The organism is [Rhizobium] kunmingense (assembly GCF_977018605.1).
In genome coordinates this window covers 2651796-2666349 of sequence record NZ_CDRNXG010000001.1, presented here as the reverse complement: position 1 = coordinate 2666349, position 14554 = coordinate 2651796, and the positions used below count along the sequence as shown (strand labels likewise).

The 14554-nt window shown below is 62.4% G+C and carries 12 protein-coding genes and 1 other RNA gene; all 13 read right to left on the bottom strand.

Annotated elements, in window-relative coordinates; translation table 11 throughout:
- Positions 1-24: 24 nt before the first annotated feature.
- The 13 genes from ftsW to AC0JZ4_RS12645 all read right to left on the bottom strand — a co-directional run bounded on the left by ftsW (position 25) and on the right by AC0JZ4_RS12645 (position 14483).
- The gene (gene ftsW / locus AC0JZ4_RS12705; RefSeq protein ID WP_471886733.1) at positions 25-1179 is read right to left on the bottom strand and encodes a putative lipid II flippase FtsW; all 1155 of its coding nucleotides are present in this window, start codon (positions 1177-1179) and stop codon (positions 25-27) included.
- 5 nt (positions 1180-1184) lie between these two features.
- The gene (gene murD, locus AC0JZ4_RS12700; protein WP_471886732.1) at positions 1185-2591 is read right to left on the bottom strand and encodes a UDP-N-acetylmuramoyl-L-alanine--D-glutamate ligase; all 1407 of its coding nucleotides are present in this window, start codon (positions 2589-2591) and stop codon (positions 1185-1187) included.
- 6 nt (positions 2592-2597) lie between these two features.
- The gene (gene mraY / locus AC0JZ4_RS12695; RefSeq protein WP_471886731.1) at positions 2598-3698 is read right to left on the bottom strand and encodes a phospho-N-acetylmuramoyl-pentapeptide-transferase; all 1101 of its coding nucleotides are present in this window, start codon (positions 3696-3698) and stop codon (positions 2598-2600) included.
- Between the two features lie 28 nt (positions 3699-3726).
- On the bottom strand, positions 3727-5160 hold the full coding sequence (locus AC0JZ4_RS12690; protein ID WP_471886730.1) for a UDP-N-acetylmuramoylalanyl-D-glutamyl-2,6-diaminopimelate--D-alanyl-D-alanine ligase: 1434 nt from the start codon (positions 5158-5160) through the stop codon (positions 3727-3729).
- Positions 5157-6617 (bottom strand): UDP-N-acetylmuramoyl-L-alanyl-D-glutamate--2,6-diaminopimelate ligase, encoded by a 1461-nt coding sequence (locus AC0JZ4_RS12685; protein ID WP_471886729.1) that lies wholly within the window; start codon positions 6615-6617, stop codon positions 5157-5159. Before AC0JZ4_RS12685 ends, AC0JZ4_RS12690 begins: the two co-directional genes overlap by 4 nt.
- A gap of 57 nt (positions 6618-6674) precedes the next feature.
- Positions 6675-8420: a peptidoglycan D,D-transpeptidase FtsI family protein gene (locus AC0JZ4_RS12680; RefSeq protein ID WP_471886728.1), complete on the bottom strand. Its 1746-nt coding sequence runs from the start codon at positions 8418-8420 to the stop codon at positions 6675-6677.
- Positions 8420-8884: a cell division protein FtsL gene (ftsL, locus tag AC0JZ4_RS12675; protein WP_471886727.1), complete on the bottom strand. Its 465-nt coding sequence runs from the start codon at positions 8882-8884 to the stop codon at positions 8420-8422. Before ftsL ends, AC0JZ4_RS12680 begins: the two co-directional genes overlap by 1 nt.
- Positions 8885-8887: 3 nt before the next feature.
- Positions 8888-9913: a 16S rRNA (cytosine(1402)-N(4))-methyltransferase RsmH gene (rsmH, locus tag AC0JZ4_RS12670; RefSeq protein WP_471886726.1), complete on the bottom strand. Its 1026-nt coding sequence runs from the start codon at positions 9911-9913 to the stop codon at positions 8888-8890.
- Between the two features lie 414 nt (positions 9914-10327).
- Positions 10328-10731, bottom strand: an RNA gene (gene rnpB / locus AC0JZ4_RS12665) — RNase P RNA component class A.
- A gap of 60 nt (positions 10732-10791) precedes the next feature.
- A complete protein-coding gene (locus AC0JZ4_RS12660; RefSeq protein ID WP_471886725.1) occupies positions 10792-11982 on the bottom strand; it encodes an NAD(P)/FAD-dependent oxidoreductase in 1191 nt (396 codons plus the stop codon).
- 91 nt (positions 11983-12073) lie between these two features.
- Positions 12074-12706 (bottom strand): lytic transglycosylase domain-containing protein, encoded by a 633-nt coding sequence (locus AC0JZ4_RS12655; RefSeq protein WP_471886724.1) that lies wholly within the window; start codon positions 12704-12706, stop codon positions 12074-12076.
- A 248-nt stretch (positions 12707-12954) separates the two neighbouring features.
- Complete coding sequence (locus tag AC0JZ4_RS12650; protein ID WP_471886723.1) at positions 12955-13743, bottom strand: N-acetylmuramoyl-L-alanine amidase; 789 nt, start codon at positions 13741-13743, stop codon at positions 12955-12957.
- Positions 13740-14483, bottom strand: coding sequence for a TerB family tellurite resistance protein (locus AC0JZ4_RS12645; RefSeq protein ID WP_471886722.1), 744 nt, complete (start codon positions 14481-14483; stop codon positions 13740-13742). Before AC0JZ4_RS12645 ends, AC0JZ4_RS12650 begins: the two co-directional genes overlap by 4 nt.
- Positions 14484-14554 lie beyond the last annotated feature (71 nt).

The window sequence follows — 14554 nt, the reverse complement described above, 5'->3', positions numbered from 1 at the left end:
TCCTGGCTAAATCACGCCGCCGGGTCACTCGGCCGGAATGCCGTGCGGCATTCTGAAGTGCCGGCGCTCCTGCGCCCGCTTTTCCGGCCGGTGACGTGTCAGGGCCAGGATGAAGCCGGCGGTCACGCAGATGGCGATCTGCGACGAGCCTCCATAGGAGATCAGCGGCAGCGTCATGCCCTTCGCAGGCATCAGCTCGAGATTGACGCAGATATTGATCATCGACTGCATGCCGATCAAAAGCACCAGGCCGGCAACCGCAAACCGGTTGAAGTCATTGCGCTCGTTGAAGGCATGATTGAGGCCGCGCAGCACGATGAAGGCGAAGATCATCACCAGAGCCATGCAGAAGATGATGCCGAATTCTTCCGCAGCGACCGAAAAGATGAAGTCGGTATGGCTGTCCGGCAGGATGCGCTTGACCATGCCCTCGCCCGGTCCCTGACCGAACCAGCCACCGCGCACGATCGCCTCATGGGCAGTCTCGATCTGGAAGCGATCACCCTCGCCGGTCAAGAACTTGTCGAAACGCGCGGTCACGTGCGGCAGCATGTAATAAGCCGCCAGCAGACCGCCGGCGCCCATGCCGCCGAGAACGACGATCCACAGCCACGGCATGCCGGCCATGAAGAACATGCCGCCCCAGACGACACTGGTCAGGATCGTCTGGCCGAGGTCGGGCTGGGCCACGAGAAGCGCCGCGACGATGCCGAACAGGATGATGGCGAACAGATTTCCGGGAATTTCCGGCTGCCGCGCATGCTCTGAAAACAGCCAGGCGCAGACGATGACGAAGGCCGGCTTCATGAATTCGGACGGCTGGATCGAGAAAGAGCCGATACCGAGCCAGCGCCGCGCGCCCTTAACCTCGACGCCGATAAACAGCGCCAGCACCATCATCGCCAGCGAGACGACCAGAAGAAGGATCGCCATGCGCCGCACCTGCCGCGGCGTCAGGAAGGAAAGTCCGATCATCACCATCAGCGACGGCACGATGAACATCGCGTGGCGCTCGACGAAGTGGAAGCTGCCAAGTCCGATACGTTCGGCAACCGCGGGAGACGCGGCAAACGAAAGCATGAATCCTATGCCCATCAACAGGATGAAGGCCGCGAGGAAGAAGCGGTCAATCGTCCAGAACCAGTCTGCGAGCGGTCCTCGGTCTGCGCGGCTTACCATCGTTGTCAGCTCCTGTTTCCGGTATCGACCAGCATGGTCACGTCCTGCAAGCCGGCCACGTGCTGCACGAAGGCATCACCGCGGAGCTCGAAATTCTTGAACTGATCGAAGCTTGCACATGCCGGCGAAAGCATCACGGCCGAAGCGTATTGATCGCCTGCGGCGTCTGCGGCAGCGTGAGCGACGGCCTGTTCCAGCGTGCCGGAAATCTCGTATCGCACACCATCGCCAAGGGTGGCCGCAAATGCCGGCGCGGCCTCTCCAATCAGATAGGCTTTGACGATACGCGGGAAAAGTGGTGCGAGGCTTGTGATCCCGCCTTCCTTGGCAAGGCCGCCGGCAATCCAGTAGATCCGCTCGTAGCTGGAGAGCGCCGGTGCCGCCGCCTCCGCATTGGTGGCCTTGGAATCGTTGACGAACACGACATGCCCTCGTCGCCCGACCGGCTGCATCCGGTGTTTGAGGCCGGGGAAGGATTTGAGGCCTGCACGGATTTCGTCATCAGACAACCCGACAGCCAGGCAGGCAGCAACAGCTGCTGCCGCGTTCTGCGCGTTGTGTGCGCCCTTCAGCGTCTGGATACCGTCGAGATCGGCGATCTGATCGGCAGCACCTCCGCTCGCCCGCATCAACCGCATGCCCTCGGCATAGAGACCTTCGGCCACCGGACTGCGCTTGGAAATCCGCTTCACGCTAACGCCGGCGCGCTCGACGCGATCGGCAATCAGCGCGCAGAAGCTGTCGTCGATACCGATGATCGCCGTATCGCTGCCGGCGACCAGCCGTTCCTTGATGTCGGCATAATGCTGCATCGTGCCGTGCCGGTCGAGATGATCCGGTGTCAGGTTGAGCAGGATGCCGGCCGAAGGATTCAGCGTCGGCGCCAGATCGATCTGGTAGGACGAGCATTCGACCACATAGAAACGCCCCGCCTTCGGCGGATCGAGCGTCAGAACCGCCGTGCCGATATTGCCGCCGAGCTGCGTATCGCGACCGCTTTCGCGCAAAATATGCGCAATCAGCGCGGTCGTGGTCGACTTGCCGTTCGTGCCGGTGATCGCGATGAACGGGCAATCCGGCGCATGCGCCCGGCGTTCGCGCACGAAAAGCTCGACATCGCCGATGATCTCGACGCCCGCAGCCTTCGCCAGGTCGACGGTCCAATGCGGCTTCGGATGCGTCAGCGGCACACCCGGAGACAGCACGAGGGCCACCTGCTGCGACCAGTCGATGGTTCTCAGATCCGCAACGGTGATGCCCGCCTGCGATGCCCGCGCCACACTGTCGGGATTGTCGTCCCATGCCGTCACGTTGGCGCCGCCGGCGACCAGCGCCTGCGCGGTCGCAAGCCCCGATCCGCCGAGACCGAACAGCGCTACGTTCCTTGCCTTGAAAGTCGTGACGGGGATCATCTGCTATTACCGGAGTTTCAGGGTGGACAGGCCGAGCATGGCGAGACCGACGGCGATGATCCAGAAGCGGACCACGACCTGGCTTTCGCTCCAGCCGAGCTTTTCGAAATGGTGATGGATCGGCGCCATCAGGAAGACCCGGCGTCCGGTCAGCTTGAAGAAACCGACCTGGATGATCACCGACAGCGTTTCCATGACGAACAGGCCGCCGATGATAGCCATGACGATCTCGTGCTTGGTGGCGACGGCCACCGAACCGATCAGGCCGCCGAGCGCCAGCGAACCGGTATCGCCCATGAAGATCGCCGCCGGCGGCGCATTGAACCAGAGGAAGCCGAGGCCGGCGCCGATGACCGCGCCGAGAATGACCGCAAGCTCGCCGGTACCGGGAACGAAATTGATCTGCAGGTAATTGGCGAAGACGGCATTGCCGGCGAGATAGGCGATGATCCCGAAGGAAGCGGCCGCGATCATCACTGGCACGATGGCGAGACCATCGAGACCGTCCGTCAGGTTGACGGCGTTGCCGGCCGCAACGATGACGAATCCGCCGAAGAGGATGAAGAAGAAGCCGATATTGATGGCGAACTCCTTCACGAACGGCAGCGCGATCGAGGTGGCAAGCGCCGGATTGGCTGTCTGCGACGCCATCGACAGGCGCATCATGAAGTAGACCGCGATGCCGGCGATGACGAACTCGATGCCGAGGCGCGCCTTGCCGGAAAAGCCCTTGTCCGACTGCTTCGTCACCTTCAGGTAGTCGTCATAGAAACCGATCGCGCCGAATCCGAGCGTGACCAAAAGCGTCGCGACCACATAGACGTTGGACAGATCGGCCCAGAGCAGCGAGCCGCCGACGATACCGGCGAGGATCATCAGGCCGCCCATGGTCGGTGTGCCGGCCTTCTTGAAATGCGTCTGCGGGCCGTCGGCGCGGATCGGCTGGCCCTTGCCCTGACGCACGCGCAGCGAATTGATCATCCTCGGCCCGAACAGGAAGACGATGAGTGCGGAGGTGAACAGGGCAGCGCCGGTCCGGAAGGTGATGTAGCGGAACAAATTGAAAAACTGCAGTTCGTCCGCCAGTTCGACAAGCCAGATCAGCATATGGGCCCTTTCTAAAAGCCGCTAAAATTCAGGATTGGTGATGCGTGTCGGAGAATGCCGGATAGTTGTCAAGCAGAGCCGCAATGATCTTGCCGAAGCCGAGGCCGAGTGACGACTTCACCATGACCACATCACCCGGTCTGACCGCGTTTACGACATGCCCGACGAGATCGGCGGTCTGTTCGTGATAGACCACCTCGACACTGTCCGGCAGCGCATCCCGCAACGCCGCCATCTCCGCGCCGGCCAGCCAGACATGCTCGATACCGGCTGCGAGAAGCGCTCCTGCAAGCTCCTCATGCACCTGCGCCGAGAACGCACCCATTTCCAGCATGTCGCCGAGTACGGCGATCCGTCGGCCCGTCAGCTCCGGCATCGAAGCGGCCAGAAGCGCAATCGCCGCCCGCATCGATGCCGGATTGGCGTTGTAGCTCTCGTCGATCAGCGTCAGATGCCCCTCGCCGATACCCAGACGATGGCGCTCGCCACGCCCCTTGACCGCGCGCAGACCGGAAAGGGCCGCGATGGCCTCCTCCATATCCGCGCCGACAAGGCTGCACACCCCGAGCGCCGCCATGGCGTTTTCGGCGATATGGCGGCCCGGCGCGCCGATGCGGATTTCGCGCGTCTCGCCGCCGATCACGGCCCAGATCGTCGAGCTTTCCGCATCGCCTTCGAAATCGGCAAGCCGGAAGTCCGCCTTGGCGTGCTGGCCGAAGCTGTAGATCTTGGCGACCCCGGCGTCCTCGGCGCGTTCTTCGAGAAACTCGTATTGCTTGATATCGCGGTTGAGGATCGCAGCCCCGCCCTCGACGACGCCGTCGAAGATCTCAGCCTTCGCCGCTGCGATCTCTTCGAGATCGATGAAATGGCCGAGATGAGCTGCCGCGATCGTGGTGATGATCGCCACATGCGGCTCGACCATCTTGACCAAAGGCGTGATCTCACCGGCATGGTTCATGCCGATCTCGAAGACACCGAATTCCGTATCGGCCGGCATGCGCGCCAGGGTCAGCGGCACGCCCCAGTGATTGTTGAAGGAAGCCACGGCTGCATGTACGCGGCCGGAAGGCGAAAGCACATTGCGCAGCATTTCCTTCGTCGTCGTCTTGCCGACCGAACCGGTGACGGCGACGATCCGCGCGCCGCTGCGCCTGCGGCTGGCAACGGCCAGCTTGCCGAGCGCCACGAGCACGTCTTCAACGACGATCATCGGCACGGTCAGGCGGCCGAGCGCCGGCAGCTTGCCTTCGGCAACGACGATCAGCGATGCGCCGTTGGCAACCGCGATGCTGGCATAGTCATGCCCGTCGACCCGGTCACCCTTGATGGCGAAGAAGGCTTCGCCCGCGCCGATCGAACGGCTGTCGATCGAAATCCCGGTAATGCCCTCGGGCAAGTTACCGATCGGACGGCCTTCCATGACGGCCGCCATCTCCTGCGATGTCCAGAGCCAGCTCACGATGCCCGTTCCTCCAATGCCTTGCGTACTTCCTGATGGTCGGAAAACGGCAGTACGGTCGCACCGATCGTCTGCCCTTCCTCATGTCCCTTGCCGGCGACGATCAGCGTGTCGCCGGAGCCGAGCAGGCTCACCGCATGACGGATTGCCGTTGCCCGGTCGCCGATCTCGATGGCGCCGGGTGCCGCCGCCATGATTTCCGAACGGATCACTTCGGGCACTTCCGAACGCGGGTTGTCGTCGGTGACGACAACCACGTCGGCGAGACGCGTGGCGATCTCGCCCATGATCGGCCGCTTGCCCTTGTCGCGGTCGCCGCCGCAGCCGAACACGACCAGGACCCGGCCGCTGGTGAAGGGCCGCACAGCCGTCAGCACCTTTTCGAGCGCGTCGGGCTTGTGGGCATAATCGACATAGGCAAGCGCCCCGTCCTTCGTGTGGCCGACGAGTTCCAGACGCCCTGCAGCACCCGTGAGCGTCTCCAGCGCCTTGAAGGCGGCCCTCGGTGCGACACCAGTCGAAATGGCAAGGCCCGCGGAGACAAGCGCATTGGCAAGCTGAAAATCACCGGCAAGCGGAATGTCGATCTCGAAGATTTCGCCGGCATGATGGACTTCCGCCATCTGCTTGTGGCGGAAATGCTCGACCCGCTTGATGCAGAGATAATCACCCTTGCGCCCGACGGTGCGGACATCGAGCCCGGACGCCTGAGCGACGCGGATCGCCTCGTCGGACCATGCATCGTCGGCAAAGATGACCGCCGGCGTGCCCTTCGGCGCCAGCGTATCGAAAAGCCGCATCTTGGCGGCCATGTAGTCCTCCACCGTCGGGTGGTAGTCCATGTGATCGCGGCCGAGATTGGTGAAGGCGACGGCGGACAGTTTCACGCCGTCGAGGCGCGACTGGTCGAGCCCGTGGCTGGATGCCTCCATCGCCGCATGCGTCACGCCTTCGTCGGCGAGTTCGGCAAGCAGCGCCTGCAGATCGACAGGATCGGGCGTCGTCAACGAACCGTAATCATTACGAGTGGGTGAAATCACGCCAGTCGTCCCGATCTGCGCCGCGCTCAGGCCGGCTTTCGCCCAGATCTGACGGGTGAAGGAGGCAACCGAAGTCTTGCCGGCCGTTCCGGTCACAGCCACCATCGTCTCCGGCTGGCGGCCGAAGAGGCGGGCGGCGGAAAGCGCCAGAAAGCGGCGCGGGTTGGAAGCGGGAAGAACCGGAATGCTCGCATCCGCCTGATGCGCAGCAACCACCGCAACGGCACCCTTGCCGGCCGCGTCGGCAATGAAGCCCGCCCCGTCGCCCTTGGTGCCGGAGAGCGCGACGAACAGCATGCCGGGCTTGATCTTGCGGCTGTCCGAGGAAATCCCGGTAATCTCGAGGTCGCCCGTAGGACCATCGAGAAGCCCATTCATCTCCGGAAAATCCGGGCCGGCAAGATCGCGCAGTTTCATTGGCAGAATTCCAGTTGTCGGTCAGCAATCACGAATCGCTGACCGCTTTGTTATCGCTCAATAAGACACAAGCAGGGCAGAACCGTCATCGCCGAATTTCGGCTTCACACCGAGTATGGGCGCGGCACGGCTGATAATGTCATGCGCCATCGGGGCTGCAGAGGTACCGGCGAGCGCTGCGCCATTGCCCTTGTCGGTCTTCGGCTCGTCGATGAATGTCAGCACGACGTATTTCGGATCGTCGATCGGGAAGGCAGCCAGGAACGCGTTGAAGTTCTTGTCATGCGCATAGCGGCCGTTGACCACCTTGTCGGCCGTGCCCGTCTTGCCGCCGACATTGAAGCCCGCGACGCGCGCATTGCGGCCCGATCCCTTCACGCCGTTCCAGTGGAACAGGTAGCGCATGTCGCGGCTGGTCGAAGCCTTCATCACCTGCACCGCGTCCATGTCCGCCTGATCACGCGAGCGCGGCAGGAAGGTCGGATTGATCAGCTTGCCGCCATTGACGAGCGACGCGCCGGCAACCGCCGTCTGCAGCGGCGTCGTGGAAACACCGTGGCCGAAGGAGATCGTGATCGAGTTGATCTTCTTCCACTGGCGCGGCTGCGTCGGCATCGCCACTTCCGGCAGTTCCGTATGCATCCGGCTCAAAAGACCGAGCTTGGTGAGAAAATCCTTGTGCCCCTCGATGCCGACCGCATCCGCCATCTTGGCGGTGCCGATGTTGGAGGAATACTGGAAAACTTCCGGCACGGAGAGGAAACGACCCTTGCCGTGGAAATCCTTGATGGTGAAGCCGCCAATGCGGATCGGCAAACGTGCATCGACCGAATCGTTGAGGTTGAACTTGCCGGCGTCGAGCGCCATGGCGAGCGAGAAGGACTTAAAGGTAGACCCCATCTCGAACGTGCCGTTCGACATGCGGTTGAGCCAGCCTTCCTTGGCGCTGGCGGCCGGATCGTTCGGATCGAAATCCGGTGCGGACGCCATGCCGAGAACCTCGCCGGTATTGGCGTCGAGCACGACAGCCCCGGCACCGATCGCCTGGAACTTGTCGATCGCGGTCATGATCACGTCATGCACGATCGCCTGGACGCGAAGATCGATCGACAGCTTGACCGGCTCGAGCGGCTGGTTCGAGGTCATGCCGACCGCGGCAAGATCGGCAAGCCCCTGCGTGTCGACATAGCGTTCCATGCCGGCCACGCCGCGGTTGTCGATATTGACATAGCCGATGATATGAGACGCGGTTCGTCCACCCGGATAGAAGCGGCGCTTCTCCGGCCGGAAGCCGATACCGGGAATGCCGAGCGCCAGGATCTGGCTCTGCTGCTTCGGCGTCAACTGACGGCGCAGCCACTGGAAACGCGAATTCGATTTCAGCCGCGTGTATGTTCCGCGGATATCGAGATCGGTGAGCACCGTGGAGAGTTTTTCGACCACCTCGTCGGCATCGACGATCTTGTGCGGCTCGGCAAACAGCGAAACGGTGCGGATGTCGGTCGCCAGCACTTCTCCGTTACGATCGACGATGTCGGGGCGCGATGCCATCAGCCGGTCGGCAGGCAGGATGCTGGAGGTGATTTCCGGCTGCGCCATGCCGTACTGCGTCAGGCGTCCGCCGACGACGACGTATAGTACGGCAAAACCCGCGATCAGAAGACCGACTCGGTTTCTCGCCTGTGCGGCCTTGCGCTTGCGTGTTCCTTCAAAGGCACCACCGCTCGGCCCCACACCACCCTTGCGGTTGGCGGAAAAATGAGCCCGGCGCTTGACGGTCATCACGCGAGAGAGAAAGGACATTAGCGCCTCACCGAACCGGTTGAAATTGCATCGGGCGAGAAGCCGCGCGGCAGCGGCACGGGGATGGCCGGCGCAGGCGTCGCCCTGGCCTGTTCCACGCCCTTCAATGCCGCGGCCACTTCGCCGCTCTTGCCGGCAATGATGTCTTCGATCGTCGTTTCCGGCTGCGGCAGCTGCGCCCGCAGGATCGGCAACTCGTTGGGCAGCGCCAGACTGGTCGGCGCAGTCGGCACCAGACCAAGCTCGGCGTCATAGACCTTGGCAAGCGGCTGCAGGCGGTTCGGCTGGGTCAACAGCGCCCAGTCGGCCTTGAGCAGGTCGATCGTGTCGCGTTCCAGTCGGATCTCGGTTTCCAACCGGCGCACTTCCGCCAGCTTCTCGTCGGCCCGATGCTTGATCGTGTAGGTGACGACTGCCATCGCGGTCATCACACCGATCAGCACGAGATCGAAACTCCGCAGCATGCTTCAGGCTCCCATCGTCTTGAGGCTGGCAAGATCCGGCAATGCGAAGATGGACATGTCGGCGACACCCGACGGTGCCGACGTGCGAACGCCCATGCGCAGCTTGGCCGAACGGGCCCGCGGATTGACCTCCGCCTCCTCGTCGCTGGCTGCCACCATCTGCTTGCCCGGAAAGTCGAATACGGCGGGGCGAACCTCCACCAGCGGCATATGCCGGGAGCCGCCGGCCTTGCCGGAACGGTCGGAAAAGAACTGCTTGACGATGCGATCCTCAAGCGAATGGAAGGTGACGACGACCAGCCGGCCACCCGGCTTCAGCGCCCGCTCGGCGGCGAACAGCGCACGCGCCAGCTCACCCAGCTCGTCATTGACGAAGATGCGCAGCGCCTGGAAGACGCGGGTCGCCGGATGAATCTTGTCCTTGGCCTTTCGCGGATTGACGCTCTCGATGAGGTTGGCGAGATCGCGCGTCGTCTCGAACGGCTGCGTCGCGCGGCGCTTCTCGATCGCACGGGCGATACGTCCTGGATGCTTTTCCTCACCGAGAAAACCGAAGATACGGATCAGATCGCCAACCTTGGCGCGATTGACCACATCTGCCGCCGAAACGCCGTCGGACGACATGCGCATGTCGAGCGGCCCGTTGCGCTGGAAGGAAAAGCCGCGCTCGGCCTGGTCGATCTGCATGGAGGAGACGCCGATATCGAACACGACGCCATCGAGACCGCCTTCCGGCGCAAAATCGGCAAGACGGGAAAATTCCGTATGATGAAGAGAAAGACGACCATCATGCTGAGCGACGATCGCCTGACCTGCTGCGATCGCCGTCGGATCGCGATCGAGCGCAATCACCGAACTGCCGGCCGCAAGAATGGCCGACGTGTAGCCCCCGGCACCGAAGGTTCCATCAAGGATCACCTTGCCCGCTTCAGACTGAAGCGCGGCAAGCACCTCTTTCAGCAAAACCGGAATGTGACGAACCGGCCCGGCATCGGCCCCGAGTTCAACACCATCCGACCTGTCGCTCATACTGCACTCCTGCTGCAATCGGGACGCCGGTTTTGACGCCCCATTTTGCCACCGCGAAATTTCAAATTCCAAGACCAGGCATCGCCGGCGGACGGCAATGCAACGAAGCAATCGGCGGCAAGACCAAGGCACCACATGAAGCGCGAAGGATGACGTGACATCGACCACGAAACACCGACGAAACAGGCTCCGCCAGCCCCTTCCGATCAGCATTTATTTATGAGCCGTTAAGTTTAACAAATGATTACCAGGCACCCTTCGGACCCCGGCCGCAAACGGTCGGAAAGGCATCTTCACGCACATTTCAACAGCCTGAGAAGCATGGACTTTCAACCCTGCGCGAAACTTGAATGCCGACGGCCGCATCAGAGGCCCGGACCCGCTCTCGACGGCCCGTTTCAGGGCGGAGTGTGATTTGCCAGTTGGCCTGTAAGCCGGGTTCTGTATGGCCCCGATGCAAGCATCGGAACGTGGCAGCCATTCATCTGGGACGATGCTTGCACATCGCCTCGCGCAACCCACCCGGATGACTGGCCCGGAAACGGGCTGTAGGCGCCTTGCGGCACCCCGCGTCATCCCTATTCGGTCTTGCTCCCGGTGGGGTTTACCTTGCCGCCGCTGTTACCAGAAGCGCGGTGGGCTCTTACCCCACCCTTTCACCCTTACCCCGCATGTAGCGAGGCGGTTTGCTTTCTGTGGCACTTTCCCTAGGGTCGCCCCCGCCGGACGTTATCCGGCACCGTGTTTCCGTGGAGCCCGGACTTTCCTCACCCTACCGCCTTTCGGCATTGGTAAAGCGCGGCTGCCCGGCCAACTGGTATCGGCTCCTTAGACGGTTTGATCGGCAAAGGCCACAGGAAAGAGCGCAGTTTCACCGATCAGGCAAAACTCGCGGAAAAAGGCACAGCGTAAGCTGTGTCGCGGATCGCCCCGTGGAAGATCAGCTCTGCTCCAAGCCTGCCGATCTCGTCGGAACTCTTCGCCGCCGCCCCGCAGCCGCCCGTCAGCACGCCGATACGCGAAGACTCGGTAAAGCCGATCGCCGGATAACCGGTCGGCGTCTTGGACACGACGCAGGCCCCCGTCGAAATCCGGCCTCGATCGATCGCAGGCACGAGCGTCTCGATAATCCGGGCATGGTGGTCGCGCACGGTCTCGCGCCCACCCGAGCGGAACCATTGGCGCATTTCGGCATCCGTGCGGACGAGAATATCGTCGGGATCGCCACCGATCTTCAGATAGACACGGCCATCGGGATAACGCACAGGCGGCAGCATGTAGATATGGTCGCGGGAATTGCGCGGCTCGTAGATCAGCGACGGCATGCCCGCGAATTTGGGCAATTCGTCCTCCGGGATCTCGAAAAAGGTAACGGTGCGCGCATAGACAGCCATCTCCACCGGACGCGGCAGAAGCCCTTCGGAAATGGAAAACCCGCCAGCGGCCAACAGCACTTTCTCCGCCGAATAGACCTGGCCTTCGGCGGTCGTCACGACGGCCTTTCCGCCTTCATCGCGAACGGAAACCACGGTTTCCGCGATCACCTCGGCTCCTTGCCGGCCGGCCAGAACCGACTGCGCCTTCACCAGCGCCCGCGGATTGACGTAACCGGCATCGCCCGCCTCGTACACACCCTCGCAGCCCGGCTCGAAGCCGAAATACGGAAACCGCGCCGCCACCCCGGCAGCATCGATGAGATCGACATCGACGCCGAGCGTCGCCGCCGCATCGCAGATGCCACCGATATAGGGATTACCGCTCTCCCGCTCCGGCCCCACCATCAGGCAGCCGACAGGATGATAGAAGGCGACGCCGCTTTCCGCCTCGATCTCCCGGTAGCGGGCGATCGAACGATTGGCGAGCAGCCCCCATACCTCGTTCGGATCGATCGTGCGGGTGATGCGCGCCTCGTCATAATGGCTGGCGAACACGCCCTGGTGGCTGGCGGCATCCTTCGGCTCGTCCGGCCCGATCAGCGCCACGCCATCCGTCCACTTGGACAGATGCCGCGCCGCCGCAGCCCCCATCATGCCCCGTCCGATGACGATAATGTTGAAGTGCTGCGCCATGCCTGCTGTGCCTTTTCGATTCCCAAGCCGAATGCGCATATCTGATAAGCGCTTCGAACCGTTTGCGGAATCAAAATCTGAGCCGCCTGAATCAGAACATCAACGGATATGTACGAGCATAGACGAGATCGACGGTCGCGATCGACGCGGTCTCGATATCCGTCTTCGGCATGTCCGCGATCACCGCCTGAACCTTGTCGCAATAGCGTTTCGAGATCGGGTTCATCCGTTTGGCGCCGTGGCCGGCATTGTATTTGAGGATCGTCCGGCAGATCTTGCCGTCACCGAGATCATGCGCGCCGGCCAGATACTTCATGCCGAAGCGGATATTGGTATCCGGATCGTAGAGACCGGAGGCCTTGCCCTCGTATCCCATCATCCTTGCCGTGGCCGGCTTGATCTGCATCAGACCGATTTCGCCGGCGCTTCCCTTGGCCGTAGGCCGAAAGCTGCTCTCGATCTGTACCACGGCAAGCGCCAGCTCGTTCGGCACGTCGTAAAGGTCGGCATATTTGCCGATCAGCTTTTCGTAATGCGCCCGGCGCACCGCCATGCGGCTTTCAGGTGTCGCGGCCATCGCCAGCGTCTCACGCGTTTCCCAAGGCGCCTTGACCTCTGTCTTCGTGAAGGTGATCGTCTCTCCGCCGTCCTCGGCGCGCACGAGGTCAGTACCCGCGGCGAGCACGGCGATGCTCACGGCGGCTGCAACAGCCAGCATTCTCATGGACTAGTTCAGTCTCCGGATGAGGCCCAGAACTCGAAGGGCCTGCCAGGATCGCGGCCGGACACATGCCGGACCTTCGGTCGCCTCGCCGGAAAGACGGCGCGACCGTTAACGAAACCCGTTCGTTTTTCTTAAGCAATCCCCGCCTACAAGGCGATTGCGCGAGGACATGGTTAAAGCCGGCTAATAAGGAAAGTCTGTGGCGGCGCAGCAAAAGCTGCATTTCGCCGCCGTTCCCGACGCTCCGATCAGGCCTCGGCAGGCCGGTATTGCGGCAGCGACTTCAGCAACCGGTGCAGTGTGTCGATGGTCGAAAAATCGGCAATTCCGTCGACCAAAGACGGCCGGAAATGGCGCTGGAAAGCTTCGACCACACCCTTCGTCCGCTCACAGAATTGCCCAGTGATCTCAAGATCGTAACCATAAAGCGACAGCATCGATTGCAATGCCTCGATCGGCTGTCCGCTCTCGCCAAGCTGAAAGAACCGCCCGCCGGCGACAACGGATGGATCGATCCAATGCCCAACCCCCGCCCGATGCAGGATCTGCCAGGGGAAATTTTCACCCGGATCGACCTTGCGGATGGGGGCGACATCCGAGTGTCCGAGCACCCTGTGAGGGACAATCGACCACCGTTCGCCGCAATCGCGACACAATTGGATCACCGCGTCGATCTGTTTTTCGGGATAGGACGGCAAGCCACCCGGATGACCGGGATTGGCGATCTCGATGCCGATGGAGCAGGAATTGATGTCCCCCTCACCGGCCCAGCCGCTCTTTCCCGCATGCCATGCGCGCCGATCTTCGGCCACGAGCTGGATCACCCGCCCGTCCTGATGGACGAAGTAGTGGCTGGATACCTGGCTTTCCGGATTGCAGAGCCAGCGCAGCGCCTGCTCGTCATCGGGCATGCCGGTGTAATGCAGGATGATCATGTCGGGCTTTCTCCCGTCGACACGCTCCCCATGATTCGGCGAGGCCTGCACGCAGGCCGCCGCATGGTCTGCGGCGAAAGAATCCGCGCCGACGCCGGTCATGCGGCCCGGCGCTCTTTCTCGATGGTCCGGTAAGCCTGGCTCAACGCCGCCATGCGCTCGTTGGCGGCGGCATGCAGCGATGCGGGAACGCCGCGCGCGATCAGCCGGTCGGGATGGTGTTCGGAAACCAGCAGCCTGTACTGCTTGCGGATCGCGGAAAAATCGTCCTCCGGCGAAACGCCGAGCACGAGATAGGGGTCGCGCCCGTCGAGATGCACGTGCCGCGCCATGATGCGGCGGAAATGCTCTTCATTGATATGGAAGATTTCGGCGATCCGGCCAAGGAAAAGCAGTTCCTTTTCATGCACCAGACCATCGGCCTTGGCGATGTGGAACAGGCCGTCGACCACATTCTCCAGCATCGGGCAGTTTTCCGAAGCGCCCGAACCGCACAGCCCGGCCAGCTTCATCGCATAGGCCTCGTATCCGGCCACATCCTGTCGTGCCAGATTGTAAAGCCGCGCCACGTTGCGCGCTTCCTCGTCCGGAAAATCGAAGATCTGCTGGAAAGCCCGAACCTCTGCCTCGGAAACGATGCCGTCCGCCTTCGCCATCTTGGCCGACAATGCGATGATGGCAACGGAGAAGGATACCTGACGGCGTGTTTCCGGGTCGCCCTCGAACATTGTGCGGATCGCCTCGACCACACGGCCGAGCGCGCTTCCGGCGGCGTCACCGATGGCGCTGATCAGCCGCTCCCAGAGCGAGGAAATCTGCAGACAGGAAAAATCGAATATCATGACGGCAAATGACCAGAAAACACCCGAGAATGCAACGGATCGGACGCCCGTGATCGGATTAAACTATGTTC